Annotated in this window: 19 protein-coding genes; 10 read left to right on the top strand and 9 right to left on the bottom strand. The window is 65.6% G+C overall.

Translation table 11 applies throughout. The annotated features are described in order from the left end of the window. Positions 1–7: 7 nt before the first annotated feature. On the top strand, positions 8–1156 hold the full coding sequence (locus AC0B44_RS04305; protein WP_471901677.1) for a DUF6670 family protein: 1149 nt from the start codon (positions 8–10) through the stop codon (positions 1154–1156). Here the strand turns inward: AC0B44_RS04305 and AC0B44_RS04300 are convergent. Next, positions 1053–1532, bottom strand: a complete 480-nt coding sequence (locus AC0B44_RS04300) for a universal stress protein (RefSeq protein ID WP_471901676.1) — start codon at positions 1530–1532, stop codon at positions 1053–1055. The genes AC0B44_RS04305 and AC0B44_RS04300 overlap by 104 nt on opposite strands. Before the next feature lie 301 nt (positions 1533–1833). Here AC0B44_RS04300 and AC0B44_RS04295 point away from each other — a divergent pair, with 301 nt between their 5' ends. Then, positions 1834–3081 carry an IS256 family transposase gene (locus AC0B44_RS04295; protein WP_371054075.1) on the top strand — a complete coding sequence of 416 codons (1248 nt, stop codon included), beginning with the start codon at positions 1834–1836 and terminating at the stop codon, positions 3079–3081. Positions 3082–3102: 21 nt separating this feature from the next. Here the strand turns inward: AC0B44_RS04295 and AC0B44_RS04290 are convergent, their stop codons facing one another. After that, positions 3103–3459 carry a hypothetical protein gene (locus AC0B44_RS04290; RefSeq protein WP_471901675.1) on the bottom strand — a complete coding sequence of 119 codons (357 nt, stop codon included), beginning with the start codon at positions 3457–3459 and terminating at the stop codon, positions 3103–3105. Between the two features lie 186 nt (positions 3460–3645). Here AC0B44_RS04290 and AC0B44_RS04285 point away from each other — a divergent pair, with 186 nt between their 5' ends. Continuing rightward, positions 3646–3900 carry a hypothetical protein gene (locus tag AC0B44_RS04285; protein ID WP_471901674.1) on the top strand — a complete coding sequence of 85 codons (255 nt, stop codon included), beginning with the start codon at positions 3646–3648 and terminating at the stop codon, positions 3898–3900. A gap of 319 nt (positions 3901–4219) precedes the next feature. On the opposite strand, the gene AC0B44_RS04280 is transcribed toward AC0B44_RS04285, so the two are convergent. Then, on the bottom strand, positions 4220–5677 hold the full coding sequence (locus tag AC0B44_RS04280; protein ID WP_471901673.1) for a SulP family inorganic anion transporter: 1458 nt from the start codon (positions 5675–5677) through the stop codon (positions 4220–4222). A 249-nt stretch (positions 5678–5926) separates the two neighbouring features. Between AC0B44_RS04280 and AC0B44_RS04275 the strand changes: the two genes are divergently transcribed. The 4 genes from AC0B44_RS04275 (at position 5927) to AC0B44_RS04260 (ending at position 9257) form a co-directional block, all read left to right on the top strand. Further along, a complete protein-coding gene (locus AC0B44_RS04275) occupies positions 5927–6067 on the top strand; it encodes a hypothetical protein (protein ID WP_471901672.1) in 141 nt (46 codons plus the stop codon). Positions 6068–6350: 283 nt separating this feature from the next. Then, positions 6351–7718, top strand: a complete 1368-nt coding sequence (locus AC0B44_RS04270) for a hemolysin family protein (RefSeq protein ID WP_471901671.1) — start codon at positions 6351–6353, stop codon at positions 7716–7718. Beyond that, on the top strand, positions 7711–8721 hold the full coding sequence (locus AC0B44_RS04265; protein WP_471901670.1) for a hemolysin family protein: 1011 nt from the start codon (positions 7711–7713) through the stop codon (positions 8719–8721). The genes AC0B44_RS04270 and AC0B44_RS04265 overlap by 8 nt, the downstream gene beginning before the upstream one ends. 257 nt (positions 8722–8978) lie before the next feature. After that, positions 8979–9257: a hypothetical protein gene (locus AC0B44_RS04260; RefSeq protein WP_471901669.1), complete on the top strand. Its 279-nt coding sequence runs from the start codon at positions 8979–8981 to the stop codon at positions 9255–9257. Between the two features lie 14 nt (positions 9258–9271). Here the strand turns inward: AC0B44_RS04260 and AC0B44_RS04255 are convergent, their stop codons facing one another. Continuing rightward, on the bottom strand, positions 9272–11149 hold the full coding sequence (locus AC0B44_RS04255; RefSeq protein ID WP_471901668.1) for a YecA family protein: 1878 nt from the start codon (positions 11147–11149) through the stop codon (positions 9272–9274). A gap of 116 nt (positions 11150–11265) precedes the next feature. On the opposite strand from AC0B44_RS04255, the gene AC0B44_RS04250 reads away from it, so the two are divergent. Beyond that, the gene (locus AC0B44_RS04250; RefSeq protein WP_471901667.1) at positions 11266–11604 is read left to right on the top strand and encodes a hypothetical protein; all 339 of its coding nucleotides are present in this window, start codon (positions 11266–11268) and stop codon (positions 11602–11604) included. Between the two features lie 19 nt (positions 11605–11623). Here the strand turns inward: AC0B44_RS04250 and AC0B44_RS04245 are convergent, their stop codons facing one another. Genes AC0B44_RS04245 through AC0B44_RS04235 form a run of 3 tightly spaced genes read right to left on the bottom strand, consistent with a single transcriptional unit; the run spans position 11624 to position 13999 of the window. Next, positions 11624–12406 (bottom strand): pirin family protein, encoded by a 783-nt coding sequence (locus AC0B44_RS04245; RefSeq protein WP_471901666.1) that lies wholly within the window; start codon positions 12404–12406, stop codon positions 11624–11626. After that, on the bottom strand, positions 12403–13431 hold the full coding sequence (locus tag AC0B44_RS04240; RefSeq protein ID WP_471901665.1) for a pirin family protein: 1029 nt from the start codon (positions 13429–13431) through the stop codon (positions 12403–12405). The genes AC0B44_RS04245 and AC0B44_RS04240 overlap by 4 nt, the downstream gene beginning before the upstream one ends. A 58-nt stretch (positions 13432–13489) precedes the next feature. Next, the gene (locus AC0B44_RS04235; RefSeq protein WP_471901664.1) at positions 13490–13999 is read right to left on the bottom strand and encodes a VOC family protein; all 510 of its coding nucleotides are present in this window, start codon (positions 13997–13999) and stop codon (positions 13490–13492) included. A gap of 110 nt (positions 14000–14109) precedes the next feature. On the opposite strand from AC0B44_RS04235, the gene AC0B44_RS04230 reads away from it, so the two are divergent. Further along, positions 14110–14577: a MarR family winged helix-turn-helix transcriptional regulator gene (locus AC0B44_RS04230; RefSeq protein ID WP_471901663.1), complete on the top strand. Its 468-nt coding sequence runs from the start codon at positions 14110–14112 to the stop codon at positions 14575–14577. 52 nt (positions 14578–14629) lie between these two features. Continuing rightward, positions 14630–15076, top strand: a complete 447-nt coding sequence (locus AC0B44_RS04225) for an acyl-CoA thioesterase (RefSeq protein WP_471901750.1) — start codon at positions 14630–14632, stop codon at positions 15074–15076. A gap of 11 nt (positions 15077–15087) precedes the next feature. On the opposite strand, the gene AC0B44_RS04220 is transcribed toward AC0B44_RS04225, so the two are convergent. Together AC0B44_RS04220 and AC0B44_RS04215 are read right to left on the bottom strand one after the other, a co-directional pair. Continuing rightward, positions 15088–15816 (bottom strand): GNAT family N-acetyltransferase, encoded by a 729-nt coding sequence (locus AC0B44_RS04220; protein WP_471901662.1) that lies wholly within the window; start codon positions 15814–15816, stop codon positions 15088–15090. Positions 15817–15862: 46 nt separating this feature from the next. Continuing rightward, positions 15863–16237, bottom strand: a complete 375-nt coding sequence (locus AC0B44_RS04215; protein WP_471901661.1) for a VOC family protein — start codon at positions 16235–16237, stop codon at positions 15863–15865. Positions 16238–16415 lie beyond the last annotated feature (178 nt).

Here is a 16415-nt window from a genome sequence, read left to right as displayed (position 1 = left end):
CCCGGCCATGAATCGCGCCGCCTCGAGAGCCGTCCACCGCGTCCTGCGTTCGGCACTTCGCCTCGTCGATTCCGCCGAATCGTCGGATGGGCAACCGTTTTCGGAGCCGGAGATCCTGGTGCCGCACACGCAGTCCCGGCGTGTGGGATGGACCCACTACGGGGTCATGATCCCCGACCTCCCGGAACCGCACCGGTTCTTCTCGATGATGTCCCTGATCGGCGCCACCGGCTCGACGGCGTTCGACAACGACCACGCCCTCGCCGGCAGTCCCCGCCGCAACGCGTCCGTCGTCGCCGGTACCGCGGCGTCACACCCCGCACACTTCGGCAACTACGCCTTCGACGACACGTTCGTCGCGGCTTCCGACGGCTCGATGCTGCGGTTCGGCGACGACTTGACCCTCACGGGCGGGTATCCGCACTTCCTTCTCGAAGGTCGCCTCGGTAGCGTCGACATCTCGTTGCGCCTGACCAACACCGACAAGGTGTCGTGGTTCTTCCGCAATCCGGTCTACAAACACTTCGGTCTGCTCACCGAATATGCGGGCACGATCACCCACGGCGGCAACACGGTCGACGTCGAAGGGTTGTGCTCGTTCGAGTACGGCGCGTGCCCGAGTCCGTACCTGCTGCGCGACGCCCCACTTCCCTCGTCGGTCAAAGCGCCCCTCGATTACTTCGTGTATCAGATCGTCAATCTCGACGCCGACAACCAGATCTTGCTGAGCCGGTACTCGATCGGTGGTGCTCCGCTGATGACGACCGCGCTGCACCGGTCCCGCGACCGCTACGGCACCCGGTTCGAGGACGTGTCGTTCGAGGTGGTGAGTCTGCGCGACACACCCGAACCGACGCCGTACGGCACCCCGATGGAAGTTCCGGGCGAAACCCGGTTCCTGGTGAAGGACACCGACGGACGTCCGTGGCTGGACCTGCACGCGACCATGGACACGAACCTCACGTTCGGTCTGGGCAGCGGGTTCGTCACCGGGTTCGCGTACACGGCGGTTTGGCGTGGAGCCGAAACATCGGGACGGGGCCATTTCGAGTTCATCGATCGGCGGTCGGCTTATCGACGGGCTCTCCCAGGCCGCGGGCACCTCGGCGGATCACCAACACGGGACACGCCGCGTGCTCGGCGACATACGAACTGACCGAACCGATCAGCAGCCCAGCAAACCCACCGTGTCCTCTGCTGCCCACCACGACCATCGTCGCGTCCCTACTCGCTTCGGTGAGAACCTGTGCCGGATTCCCCGCGACGACTCGCTCGCGTAACCCCGGAGGACGATTCTCTCCGAACGCCTCGACGAGAGCCGTTTTCAGGACGGACGCCGCGTCATCGTCGGGGCGGTACCCCTCGGGATAAGCCGCGAAGCCGTATGTGTTCGGCAATTGCCACGCGGCGACCGCATCGATACTCGCGCCCAGGCCGGGTGCAAGTCGCGCTGCCCATCGAAGCGCATTGATCGACGGATCGGACCCGTCGACGCCCACCACCACCCGCGGAGACTCGCTGCTCGACGTCATGACCGGCCGCCCTTCGTCGCAATGCCTTCGACGGTAATCGCCCGCCGCGCGCGGGCGCAGTCGAACGCCGACGATCGGCGACCGTGGTTCAGATACCGGGGATGAAGCCCGGATAGACGTAGTGCCCGGGGCCGCCGCCCGGCATCGAACTGCCGGTCACGCTGGGAAAATTGACAGTTGAGTCCCGGATAGTGGTGTAACGCGGTCCTCGTCTCGTTGGCGGATTCGCCTCCACGAGACACGGCCACCGCGTGATCCTTTCGAGTGAACCTTCCACAGCACTCTCGATCGGAGCATCACGATGACCGCACCGAACATTGTCGACCCTGCCGGCCTGCTTGGCGAGGCCTTGGCCGAAGCCTCCCCGGATCTGATGCGCACGTTGCTGCAGACCATCATCAACGCCCTGCTCTCGGCCGATGCCGACGCGGTCGTCGGCGCCGAATGGGGACAGCGCTCATCGGAGCGCACCACCCGGCGTAACGGCTACCGCCACCGCAGCCTCGATACCCGCGTCGGCACCGTCGACGTCGCGATCCCCAAACTGCGCACGGGCACCTACTTTCCCGAATGGCTGCTCGAACGCCGCAAGCGTGCCGAATCCGCCCTGATCACCGTGGTTGCCGACTGCTACCTCGCAGGCGTGTCGACCCGCCGGATGGACAAACTCGTCAAGACCCTCGGCATCGACTCGTTGTCGAAATCGCAGGTCTCGCGCATGGCCACCGAGCTCGACGAGATCGTCGACGATTTTCGGCATCGGCGCCTGGACACCGCCGGGCCGTTCACCTTCGTCGCCGCCGATGCGCTGACGATGAAGGTGCGCGAAGGCGGCCGTGTCGTGGGGGCCGTCGTGCTGCTGGCCACCGGTGTGAACGGGGACGGTCACCGTGAAGTGCTCGGTATGCGGGTGGCCACCAGTGAGACCGGACCGGCGTGGAACGAGTTCTTCGCCGACCTGGTCGCCCGGGGCCTGGGTGGGGTCCGGCTGGTGACCTCCGATGCGCATGTCGGTCTGCGGGAGGCGATCGCGGCGAATCTGCCCGGCACGGTGTGGCAACGCTGCCGGACGCACTACGCAGCCAATCTCATGTCGATCTGTCCGAAGAGCATGTGGCCGGCAGTGAAGGCGATGTTGCATTCGGTCTACGACCAGCCCGACGCCGCCTCGGTGCATGCCCAGTTCGGCCGGCTGCTCGACTACGTCGACGACAAACTCCCCGCGGTGGCCGAGCATCTCGGGCAGGCCCGAGAAGACATCCTGGCGTTCACCGCCTTTCCGAAGGACGTGTGGAGTCAGATCTGGTCCAACAACCCCACCGAGAGGCTGAACAAGGAGATCCGGCGCCGCACCGACGCGGTCGGGATCTTCCCGAATCGGGACGCGATCGTCCGTCTGGTCGGTGCGGTGTTGGCCGAACAGACCGACGAATGGCTCGAAGGCCGACGTTATCTCGGCCTCGACGTGCTGGCTCGATGCCGTCTGAACACCGTCACCGACACCGACAGCGAGATGGGAGCGGACACCATGCCTGCACTCAGCGCCTGAGACTGACGGGGTCACGCAGCGCTACACCACTTCTGGGGACTTGACCAAATTGACAGGCAGTCGCACGAGCTTGTGCGGGTTGCCGCGTTCGTCGGCTTGCCAGCAGTCATAGGTGACGCCGTTGAACGCGGTACACACGATGCGGGTACTCGTGCCGAAAGGCGAGGTGAGTCGTTCCGCCGCGACGAGTGGATTCCAGTAGGCCGGATCGGTCGGGGTCAGGAAGTTCTTGGTCTCGTACGGCACGAACGGCGTGGAATAGTCCGGCATCGGAGGCCATTCATCCGCCGCCGCGGTTGCGGCACCTCCGACAGCAACAGCGGCGATGCACGCCGCGGTGACGGCGAACCGGGTGGCGTGTCGCGAAGCTGTACCCATTGGATCCCCCTGCGGTCGTTGCCGGGTCGAATTCCAACAGTTCCGCAAAATGTAAACCGAAGTGTCGCGGTGCGGAGCGGTTTCAGCCGAAGCGAGTGGCGCCCACCCCTTGTTGCGTCCTCCGATTCGCTCGGTGCGTCTTCGGGTACGCCCGAAAGTACTGCCAATTCGATTCAGGAGGACGATGTGTCAACCCATCTGACGGCCGCGGATCTGCGCGACCTGCTCGACGCCACTTCCCCGGACCCCGTGCTCGTTCTCGACGAGGGCCGGTTCCATACCGTCGACAGCGCGGACACCGACGAGCGGACTCGGGCGTTCGTCGTCGTGACGCGGGATGAACTTCGGCAGCAGTTGCCGCAGGACCGGGAGCACACCGAGACCGACCTCGAACTCGTGGCGAGCACCCTCGACGCGACCGTCGCACACCTGGGGGGATGACCGGACAGCCGGTGGCTGAACGGCGAGGGCCCGTGGGTCGAAACCCACGGGCCCTTGCCATACGAGCCTGCTACAGACCGGCGGCCTCAGCCGAACCGGAGAAGAAGTCCAAGGCAGCGAAGAGTGAGGAGGCGTTGCTGAAGAACTCTGCGAGGAAGGCCAAATCGATTATGGTGCTTCTCCTATCAGGCGGTGTACATCGGTCAGACCAGTAACGTCTGTCACTGCATTCCCATTGTTACCGCATTCCCCCGCTCTCGCAGCATGAGCGCGCCGAGATCGACACGGGCAGTGGTTATTACGGCATTTGCCCGATTCTTCAGTCGAGGTTTCCCGAGAGTCGCTCGAGGCGTTCCATACTCGCACCGTCGAGCCCGACGATCTCCACACGCTTCCCTTTCTCCGCGTACTTGTGCTGCACGGAATCGAACGTCGCCACGGTCGAGGCGTCCCACACCTCCGCATCGGTGAGATCGATGACCACATGCTCGGGGTCGCCCGCGTAATCGAAACTGTGGACCAGGTCATTGCTCGACGCCCAGAACAACTCACCCGACACCCGGTAGGTGCGGGTCCCCGGGCTTTCGTCCACCGTCTCGACGCGAATCATGTGAGCGACCCTCCGCGCGAAGGCGACCATCGCGGTGAGCACACCCGAGACGACACCGATCGCGAGATTGTCGGTGGCCAGCGTTGCGCCCACGGTGACGAGCATCACCAGGGTTTCGCTCCGGGGCATCAGTCGCAGTGTCCGGGGCGCGATGCTGTGCCAGTCGAGCGTCGTCACGGCGATCACCAACATCACCGCCACCAGCGCGGCCATCGGGATGGCCCCGACCACGTCCCCGACGGTCACACACAGCAGCAGCAGGAACAGGCCCGCGAGGAACGTCGATATCCGGGTCCGTGCGCGTCCCTCCTTGACGTTGATCATGGTCTGCCCGATCATCGCGCAGCCGCCCATGCCCCCGAACAGTGCGCCGGCCCAGTTCGCGACGCCCTGGCCCCATGCTTCGCGGGTTTTGTCGGACCGGCTGTCGGTGATCTCGTCGACCAGTTTGGCGGTCATCAACGACTCCATGAGTCCTACGAGCGCCAGACCCACCGCGTACGGCGCGATGATCGCGAGCGTTTCCGTGGTGAATGGAACGTCGGGGATCATCCACGTGGGAAAACCGCCGGGAAGATCGCCCTGGTCGGCCACATCCGGCACGTCGAGTCCGAACAGGATCACTGCGCCGGTGAGAACGACGATCGAGATCAGCGCGGCCGGCACCGCAGTCGTCAGTTTCGGGATGACCACGATCATGACGATCCCGATCGCGACCATGGGGTACACGAGCCACGGCACCCCGAAGAGGTGCCGCAGTTGCGCCGTGAAGATGAGAATTGCGAGCGCGTTGACGAACCCGATCATCACCGAGCGGGGTATGAACCGCATCAGTTTCGCCACCCCTGCGACGGCGAGCACGATCTGCAGGGCACCGGCGAGCCACACCGCGGCGATGAGGTAGTCGAGCCCGTGCGAGGCCACGAGCGGCGCGATCACCAATGCCGTCGCTCCGGCGGCGGCGGAGATCATCGCGGGCCGCCCCCCGACGAATGCGATGGTCATCGCCATGATGCACGAGGTGTAGAGCGCGACCTTCGGATCCACTCCGGCGATGACGGCGAACGACACCACTTCAGGAATCAACGCCAACGCGGTCACCAAACCGGCGAGAACCTCGGTGGTGAGGCGTCGCGGTGATCGGAGGGTTTCTGACACGGTTTGCACCGAAAGAGTCTAGGCGGGCCGATCGCGGCCGCCGTGTCACGCCGCCGCTGTCCGCCCCGGCGTATATGGTGTGCCGCATCGGAAGGTGCTCCCACGCCCCGCTGCGACCGAGCAACACCGATGCTCCACAGCCACATCCGCGGATCGCGGTCGTAGTGATCCCGCACCGTCCCGGCCCCTCGCCCACACCTCTCACCGTGGGTGACGATCAACCGGCCGGTAGGGCCGAAGCACCGAAAGAAGGACGGCATGAGCAACGACTCCGAGTTCACCGGACCGCTCTTCCTGCAGCCGGGCAACCCGAACGACGACCCGACGCCGGAATCGGTGCCCCAGACCCCACCGCCGTCGGCGCCGGAGTACGAAGGGTTGTTCTCCTCCCAGCCCTGACTCTGTTCACAGCCCTGACTCTGTTCACACCCCTGATGTGGCCCGGGCGGGCGATGTCGTCGGGTCCCGGCACAGAGCACGGCCGACGGTGGCGCACCGGTGTGCGGGAGATCGCATTTGCGGCACGGAGGGAACTTTGCGGACGGGGCATCCGTCATATTCTGTGAGTACCCTTTGTCCGCGAGTTACCAGAGAGAGCCATGAGTCGCGCCAAGCGCAAACCTCGAAGACCCATCCCGCCCAAGAGTGACGATCACCCCGTCACCGAGCACCGGATCCTCCCGTGTTGACCGCCCTCGGAATCGCGTTCGGTATCGCCGTCGTTCTGGCCATCACCGCCGTGACCGGCTACTTCGTAGCCCAGGAATTCGCCTACATGGCGGTCGACCGGTCGCGTTTGAAATCCCGCGCCGAAAGCGGCGACACCGCCGCGGCCCGCGCCTTGTCCGTCACACGACGCACCTCCTTCATGTTGTCGGGTGCGCAACTCGGTATCACCGTCACCGGCCTTCTCGTCGGCTACGTCGCAGAACCCCTCATCGGTAAGGGACTCGGCGAAGCATTCGGCGGAATCGGCATCCCCACAGCGGTAGGCGTGGCATTCGGCACAGTCCTCGCCGTGCTCTTCTCCACAGTCGTCCAGATGGTTTTCGGTGAACTCGTACCGAAGAACCTCGCCATCGCGCGGCCCGAACCGGTCGCCCGGTGGCTGGCGCTGTCGACCACCATCTATCTCAAGCTGTTCGGCTGGCTGATCCGCCTGTTCGACGCATCGTCCAATCTGCTGCTGCGCGCGCTGCGCATCGAACCCGTCCACGACGTGGAGCATTCGGCGACACCGCGCGACCTCGAGCACATCGTCGCCGAATCGCGTGACGCCGGCGAACTCCCCAAGGAACTGTCGACGCTGCTCGATCGCATCCTCGACTTCCCCACCCGGACCGCCGAACACGCGATGATCCCGCGCGCTCACGTGGACGTCGTCGACCTCGACGAACCTGTGAGCGACATCCTCGCCAAGATGAGCACGGGGCACACGCGGTATCCGGTGGTCGGCACATCGTCCGACGATCTGCGCGGCGTGGTGCACCTGCACGACCTTCTCGACGTGCATGCCCAGGCGGGAACAGCCGCATCGGTGTGCCGCTCGCCGGTCATCGTCCCCGCGACGCTGCCCCTGCCGGACGTTCTGAAGGAATTGACCGCCGCGAACGACGAGATGGCTCTGGTGATCGACGAATACGGCGGTTTCGCCGGCGTGGTCACGATCGAGGACATCGCCGAGGAACTCGTGGGCGAGATCGCTGACGAGCACGATCCGGCGGTCTCCGCCGAGGTCATCGTTCGTGACGGCGACGGCTGGCTGATCCGCGGCGATGCCCACCTCGACGAGGTGAGCCGCACGCTCGAACACGAACTGCCGGAAGGTGACTACGAGACGCTTGCCGGATTGGTCATCACCGAGTTCGGCGGGTTGCCCGAAGTCGGCGACACCGTCGAAATCCCTCTCGATCCCGATCCCGCCGACCTGGTGCACGAGGAGCGGCCACCGCGTCGCACGCTCGTCGCGCAGGTTCGCGGCATCGACAAGCACGTGCCTGCCTCACTGCACGTGACCGTCAAGAACGAGGAGGCGACGGACGATGAGTAATCCGTGGGTGGTTCTGGCCGTCACAGTCGGATTGATCGCGGCCAGTGCGTTCTTCGTCGCCGTCGAGTTCGCGCTGATCGCCGCACGGCGCCATCGGCTCGAGGACGCGGCACCGGACAGCCGCTCGGCCCGCGCCGCCCTGAGGAGTGCGTCGGAACTGTCGGTGCTGCTCGCAGGTTCGCAACTCGGTATCACGGTGTGCACCCTGGCGCTCGGTGCGGCGACCAAGCCTGCCGTGCACCATTGGCTCACTCCCCTGTTCGAGACATGGGGTGCGCCCCTGTGGCTCGCCGATGTCGCAGGGTTCGTGCTCGCGTTGATCATCGTGACGTTCCTGCACCTGGTGGTCGGCGAAATGGCGCCGAAGTCCTGGGCTATCGCACATCCCGAGAAGTCGGCGACCATGCTCGCCATCCCGATGCGCGCGTTCATGTGGCTGACCCGGCCCGTCATCGTCCAGCTGAACCACCTGGCGAACTGGTGCCTGCGCAAGGTCGGTGTCGACGCGGTCGATCAGGTGAGTACGGGCCAGGACTCCGACGCGCTACGGCATCTGGTGGAGCATTCCGCCACTGTCGGCACGCTCGACGAGCGTTACCACGGTCACCTGACCAGCGCGCTCGAACTCGAAGCGCTCACCCTCGGCGACATCGTCACGCCTTCGCCGCCGAGCAGCGTGCGGCCCGAGGCCACCGCGCCCGAGATCCAGGAGAAGGCGCGCAGCACAGGCCACCTGAGACTGCTCGTGCGCGGTAACGGGCATGTCGACGGAGTCGTGCACGTGCGCGACAGTCTGCAGGCGGCAGAGGGCGTCACCGCTGCCGATCTGATGCGTCCGGCCCTGACACTGGACTCGTCCGTCGCGGTGTACGAAGCGCTCCGCACGATGCGGGAGACGCGCAACCATTTGGCCACGGTCACAGCGGACGGCCGCGTGGTCGGCTTGATCACTCTCGCCGACGTGCTCGCCAGACTGCTGCCGACCGACGCCGTGCCCGCCTGACCGACGGACACGTTCGACTCCGAACGCCACGAGGGGCCACCGACCGGAAACACCGGCACGGTGGCCCCTCGTCGTGTCTCCCGATGTCGCCCACCTGTTCGTTCGCTGAGTTCCCGGACACGACACGCCGTACCGGCGAGTAGGGGTTCGGGTCTGTCATAGTTTTCACACGGGTACGGCATGTGCGGAACGTCACTTTCCGATCACTGCACATACCGCACCGCTCTGAGATACAGCACATGACAGGGGCTCGACACATGCAGACATCCCAGCGACGCCTGTTGTTCGTGGGATTTCCCGATGCTTCGGAGATTTCCCAATGGGCGGCCGTGCGTGCGATGGCAGTTCAACAGGGTTGGCAGACGACCCGCAGATATGCGCCCGGCTGCATCACCTGTGCCGTGGTGTCCGAGAACGTGCTCGACGGGATCTGCTCGCCGACCGAAGCGACTCTCATGCACCAATTGCATGCCGACGACGTTCGCTGCGCCAGCGCTACCGATGCCGTGAGCGACCTGTTCGCCTCGGCGAAGTAGACACGCCTCCGTTTTCACCCGGAGGTCAGTGCTCGGATCAGATCGTCCGCAGCCGGATTCGGGTCCGCGACAAGTTCGAGCACCTTCTCCCGGCGCTCCCGGGGTACGACGTGCACGCCACCGTAACTGTGCCGTTCCGACCCCACCGGCAGCACCCGCACGACCACGGTGGCACCGTCGAGAATCTCCGAGACGGTGCGATCCTGGACATCGAGAGTTTCTCCGGTGCGCAGATTCCGGACCGTCAGTCCCTCGCCCGGCCGCGTCGCGTCGACGACGAAACCCTCGAGGGCCGCACCCTTCCACGTCTGCGCCAGCTCGCGTTCGTCCGCCGGGAGCAGCGCCGACCAGTTGTCGACGAACTCTGCGAATGCGCCCGCCTCGAACAGCGTGACATCGGCGACGAGCTGGCTCGTCTCCGATTCGTCCGCGCTCGTCCCGGCCACGCGGTCGAGTTCCGCGCGCACCGTTGTCCACCGCGGTTCGTCGAGCACGAGACTCGCCTTCGCGTACAGCCACACCGCCCGCTCGCTCAGGGTGGCGTCGGCCCGGCCGAGGTGGCACATCTTGTACTTGCGGCCGGATCCGCACCAGCACGGGTCGTTGCGTCCCGGTTCCGGATGCTCGGCCGGCTCGAAGCGCCGGAGAAACGGATACATGCTGTGCTCGGTGCCTCCGTCGGCACGTTCGAGGAGGCGAAGTCCACCCGCTGCATCACCTTTCACCGCGGCGATCGTCGCGAGGTCTTCGAGCGCCGGCCCGAAGTCCGATTTCGCGGCGACGGCGAGTTCGTAGCGTCGTTCGGCCTCGCCGATCTCACCGTGAGCCTGTGCGGCCCGGCCACCGATCCACAGCGCACCGGCGAGCGTGTCCCGCGGTCCACGGCGGGCGACCTGCTCGGCGGCTTCTGCTACTACGCGCGGATCGAAATCCAACCGCCCGAGTGCCTCGTCCACACACAGCCGCGCGACCTGCGGCTCTGCCAGGCCGGCGAAGTCTCCCGGCTCGGCGAAATGAGAGTCGACGGTGGCGGCACTGTCACTGCCGACGGCGAGCGAGCCCGCGAGAGCGAGGAACGCCATTGCGCCTCGCGCGGAACGGTTGTCGAGCCCGAATGCCCTGGAGAAGGATTCGGTGGCGACTTCGACGAGGTATCCACCGGTCGGGCTCGCGGTGACCGTTCCGGACCGCACCAGCCGGTAGCCGTCGCGCACGAGTCCCGCGCCTTCGAGTTGCTCTCCGAGGGGCAGGCACTCGTCGCGCACCAGGTCGTTGTCGTCCGCGAGGGCCACGAAGAGATCGGTGTCCGGATACAGTGCGTCGTCCGGGTCCGCCGACAGCGCGGCCCGGTCGATCATCCAGTGCCCCAGGCTCCCGCGGCCGGCGTTCTGATTCGGATGCGGATCGACGACGAGTTCTCCGCCGACGCATGTCACCGCGATCAGGTCACCGACGGTGGTGTCGGCGAGGAACCCTTCGGGGAACATCAGAACCCCGAAGTTTGCCCAGGACACGCCGGGCAATCCCCGCTCGTCGAAGGACTCCTCACCGGGCATCGCGACGCGTATCTCCGGATCGGCGCTCGGCAGGCAGACCGGCAGCATCACATCGAACAGTTCGACGGCGTCCGCGGAGATCTCCCCGGCGGTGAGTCGGTGTGTCCAGATGCGTCCTTCGAGCAGGTTCCGGGGCGTGACGAACCTGCCGTCGGCGAGGTGCATGACGCGTGGATCATCGAGGGCGTCGCCCAGTTCGAGGGCCGTCGCGAGCATCGCCGCGTCCCCGAATCCGTCCGCCGACAGCGCGGCGGCCAGTTGGTCTCCCGTCAACGCGCCCCGTTCCTCGAGCAAGGCGACTGCGGCGGCAACAAGGTCGGTCGACGGTTCGTTCACCACACGAGCCTACGACCCCGCGTACGACCGCTTCGGCGTGACCGTCTCGCTTCGGGCGCGCCGGAAGGCCCCGAGTGATAGCTTGCGAAAACCCCAGCCGGAGGGACCGGGATCTGATGCCAGACGTCACGGAGACCTTGCGAGTCGAACTCGAAGAGGTAGGCGCCCGACGGTGGTGGGCTGCGCTTCTCGCCACCCTGCCCTCACAGTCCGGCAACGCCTACATGCGGTTCGTGGGGATCGTCGACGGCGAACCGCGCTACTACGGCCGGACCTTTCCCGTGCCGCGCGTGTGGGGACCGGAACCGCCGCAGGAGCAATGGGCTCCCGGAATGACCGAGAGCCTTACCGACTTGACCCACCGGATCGACGGGGACGGTTGGCGCCGGGTGGGCTGCGGAACCCGCGCTTGGGAGCTGACCTATCAGCGGTCCTCCCCCGGCTCGCAGGGGTGAGGGCGCCGGGCGAGAATACCTAGGCTCCGGGCTGCCCCAGGGTGGCGTGCATTTCCCACACGAGGACCTCTGCGCCGGTGGCTGTGGTGACCTGCTGTCCTCCACCACCGCTGATCCGCACGGCGTCCCCTTCTGCCAGTGGCCCCACACCCTCGAGTGCCGCCTCACCGCGCGCGACGAAGACGTGCAGGTACGGCGCGTCCGGAAGAACGACGGGGTGTCCGGGCTGCACTCGTGCGACATGCATCGCGGCATATTTGTTGCGGATGCGGATGGCCGAGTGATCGGCGTACGCCTTCATGCCCGATGCGACCGGAACCAGTCCGCCCGAGAGAAGTTCGTTGTCGATCTCGAGTTGCTCGTAGCCCGGGGTGATGCCGGATTCGTCGGGCAGTACCCACATCTGGACGAAATGGACCGGGTTGTCGTGGCGGTCGGCGGCAGTGTCGATACGCCACGAATCGTTCTTCTCGGAATGCAGGATTCCCGTGCCCGCGCTCATGCGCTGGGCCAGGCCCGGGTAGAGGACCCCGGAGTTACCGGTCGAATCCTGGTGGACGAGTGAGCCTTCGAGTACCCACGTCACGATTTCCATGTCCTGGTGCGGGTGGGTATCGAAACCCGTTCCCGCCGCGACGATGTCGTCGTTGTTGACCATGAGCACCCCGTGGTGGGTGTTGGCCGGGTCGTAGTGGTGACCGAACGAGAACGAGTGCTTGGAGTCGAGCCACCCGATCCTGGTCTTGTCACGGGCGTCCGCGCGTCGGACGTCGAGAACGGGGCCGTGCGTTGTGGTACTCATCGTTTCTCTTCCTGGGTGGAGCGGAGTGGGTTCGCAGTGGGCGGATTGCGGCGCGGGCGGATGCGGGCCTGCGGCAACTTCGGTGCGGGAAGGCGCGGGACGGCGCCCACGTAGCCCTCCACCGTGCCGAAGCGTTCGGATTCGTGTTCCCATTCGTCCCGGAAGGCGGCGATCTCGTCGTGGTCGCGGCCGACGAAGTTCCACCACATGACGATTTCCTCGCCGAACGGCGTACCGCCGAGCAGGATCAGTCGCGCGGGTTCGTCGCCGGTATTGGTCATCGTCAGCGAGGGAACACCGGTCCCCACATATCCGAGGTCGGCGCGCGACAACGGCGTGCCGAACAGCGCGACCGATCCGGTGTCGACGAGGACCCCGTGTTCGAAGCCGGGATCGATGTCGAGAACGACCGTCGATCCCGGGTCGAGGACGATTTCCGCCCCCAGTAGAGGCGTGAACGTGGTCACCGGCGAGGTTGCACCCGCCAGTGTGCCGAGGAACACCCGTGCCCTCGCGCCGCCGAGTTCGGTGGCGGGTGGCACGTAATGCTGGAAGTCGCGCTCGGTGTTCCGTGCGGCGTCGGGCAGGGCTACCCACAGTTGGACGCCGTGCAGGGTCGACGTGGACGGCGTCGAGACCTCCGAATGGCAGATGCCGTGACCGCCCGTCATGAGGTTGACCTCCCCGGGACGGACGATCGCGTGCACACCGAGGCTGTCGCGGTGTTCTATCTCGCCGGTGAACAGCCACGAGACGGTCTGCAGGCCGGTATGCGGGTGCGGTGCGACGTCCATACCGCCGGTCGCGGCGACATCGTCGGGTCCGTAGTGGTCCACGAAGCACCATGCGCCGATCAGAGAGCGCTGACGCTGCGGGAGCGTGCGGCGGACGGGCATGGCGCGGGGACCACCGAGTGGGACCTCACGCGAGGTGATGATTTCGACGTGGGGATGCCGTGCGTCACCGACGGGGAGATCGTCGGCACGACAACGGATCTCGGTAGGGTCTGCGTCGAGGTTACTCATGGGGTCAGGTGCCTCCGATCGAGGACGGGCGAGAGCTTGGGCTGGACGACGGCACCGGTCAGAGCACCGTCGATCCGTACATTTCTCCGAGCGGGTCGGCGATCAGTTCGAGTCGTGCTCCGTCCGGGTCCCGGAAGTAGAGCGAGACCTCGGAGTGTTCGGCGAGTTCGACGCCGGCATCGATCAGTTTGCCGCGCAGGTAGTTCCAGCGATCGGGTTCCACGCTGATCGCCACATGGTGAAGCCCTCCGAGGACTTCCCGGTACGGGCCGAGGTCGAGACCGGGGAAATCGAAGAATGCCAGCAGGTTTCGATGTCCGATGTCGAAGAAGAAGTGTGAGGACCCCGCATAGTCCCGGTTCTCGATCAGTTCGGTGAGCGGAAATTCGAGCAGGCCTTGGTAGAACTGCACCGTGCGTTCCACGTCGCTGCTCAGCAGGGCGGTGTGATGCAGGCCCCGCGCCGAGGACTCCGGCCTGGTGGCCGCGGGTGCGAGGTAACGGGAGCGGATTCGGTCGCGTCGGCGTTCGAACTCCCCCGCCGCATCGATGTTGTCGTTGCCGGTCATCCCGACCTCCTCCGTCCACGGCGATGCTGCGCCGGGGCACTTCGTTGATTCCACAGCCAGCGTGACATAAATTTCGTTGCGTAGTCAACTACTTGCGTTAGACTCGGGTCATGGCGACCAAATGGCTGAGCGACGAGGAACAGATGTTGTGGCGGTCCTACCTGGACGTCACGCGCATGTTGTTCCGCGAACTGGACAAACAACTGCTCTGCGATGCGGGCGTCTCCTTCGCCGACTTCGAGATTCTCGTCCTTCTCTCCGAGGCTCCCGGCATGCGGATGAGGATGAGCGATCTCGCCGACGCGAGCACGACCACCCGCAGCGGGATCACGCGTGCGATCTCGCGGATGGAGAAGGCGGGATGGGTACGTCGTGTCGGGTGCGAGTCCGACAAACGCGGCGCCTGGGCGGAGTTGTCCGACGACGGTTCGGCCGTCCTCACCGAGGCGAGCCCGGGGCACGTCGCGGCAGTGCGCAAAGCGATGTTCGACGTGCTCACCCCCGAGGAGGTCTCGGCGATGGGCAACGCCTTCACCGAAATGCGGACTCGCCTGCTCGAACGTCGCCGACTCGCCTGAAAGCCCCTACCGCACGGGCCGCTAGGTTGGGTACCGCCAGAGAACCGAATACCTGAAGGCGGTACCCGATCCGCGACGCACCTCGCTCGACCTCTACCCCATCACGCGCACCCTCACGCCGCTGTTCAGCGACACCGACGCGCTCGGGCACATCAACAACATCTCGATCGCGCGCTATTTCGAACAGGCCCGCGTGATGATCGTGGAAGCGGTCGCACCGTCGCACGGCAGTCCCCTGTTCGAACGTGCGGTTCTCGCACGCATCGAGATCGACTATCTCGCCGAGGTCTTCTATCCCCACGAGGTCGTCGTGGCGACGGGAATCCTCCGCGTCGGGACATCGTCGCTGGTCGTGGGCTCAGCGCTCTTCCAGCACGACCGGTGTGTCGCGCTCGCGGATTCGGTCGACGTGAGCACCGCGATCAGTGGCGGCAGCCGCCCGATCACCGATGAAGCGCGTACCGTGCTGGAGAAGTTCCAGCTCGACCTTCCCGGGTAGACAACACCTTCTCAGGGCTCGGAGAGCACGTCGTCGGGATCGAGGAGCGCGACGACCGGATCGCTGAGGGCCTCCCAGAGCGCCTCGGTTTCGGCGTCGTCGCTGATTCTTCCTTCGCTCGACAGCAGATTCTTCTCCAGGAAGCATCGGACCGGCGCCGAATCCACGGTGGAGCCGAGCCCGAACTGCTCGTGGACGGCGAACGTCATCAGCAGCAGATCGGGGACCCGCACCTCCTCGGGCCGCAAGCGCGGCTGGAAGTAGGGGACGTCGATCACGCGAGCGCCCTCACTCGCGTAGAAGGCCAGCCGTCGTCCGGGATCTCCGAACCCCCGGTCGTGATGGTGACGTGGATCCTCCACCTCGCCGAGAACGAGGAGCGGATCGAAGCGACGCCTCCAGTCCTCCGTCACCGTGCGCAGTATTCGCCGGCCGATTCCGCCGCCCCGCCGCCCCGGGTGCGTCGCAAGGTAGACCGTGAGGAGCACCCTGCATTCCGGGAACCATTGGCCCACTGCGCCACCGACGACCTCGTTCCGATCGGTCAGCGCGACCGATGCGAACATGCCTTTGCCTGGATCGGCAAGAGCGTCCGCCAGATCGTCGGACGTGAGCAGTTCTTCGTCCGGGAACGACGGGGTCAGAATGTCGTCGTAGAACTCCTCGAGCGCCGACGCGGGGAGGTCGACGACATCGATGATCCGGAGAGGTATTTCTCCTGCCACATTCGCTTCGGTCATCAGACTCTCCATTTCGGACGGATCCGGCTCGGTACGCTCCCAGACGTTACAGATACGGACGGGTGATCAGTTCGATGGCGTGGCCCGAAGGATCGAAGAAATACACGCCTCGTCCGCCGTGCCCGGAATTGCATTCGCCTTTGCGGCGCATCTGTGGATCGGCCCAATGGTCGATTTCGGCTTCGACCAATCTCGCATATGCGCGATCGAACAGGTCGTCGTCGATCAGAAAGGCGTAGTGCTGCATCTGGATGGTGACCGGCGGTTCGGCGAACTGGAGGAGGACACCGTCGTCGAGGAGAACATTGGTGAATACACCCCATGACGGTGCTTCACCGAGTTCGAGCAGATCGCGGAAGAACGCCGCCGACCGGGCGCGGTCCTTCGACGCGATAATCGTGTGATTGAACGTGACGGACATGTGGGATCTCGCTTTCGATTCGTGGAGTGGAGAAATTGTGCTCGCTTCACGAAACGAGGTGGTGCCCGAACAGCGTTGCTGCAGCGCCGATTCGGGGCCGCGACGTTGTTCAGAACTCCACCGGATCACCAATCCGTGTGTGGCATGATGCCGGCCCGGTGTTCACGCGGACGAGGGT

The sequence above is a fragment of the Rhodococcus sp. NPDC019050 genome, from assembly GCF_055664235.1.
This window is presented reverse-complemented; position numbering and strand designations above follow the sequence as displayed.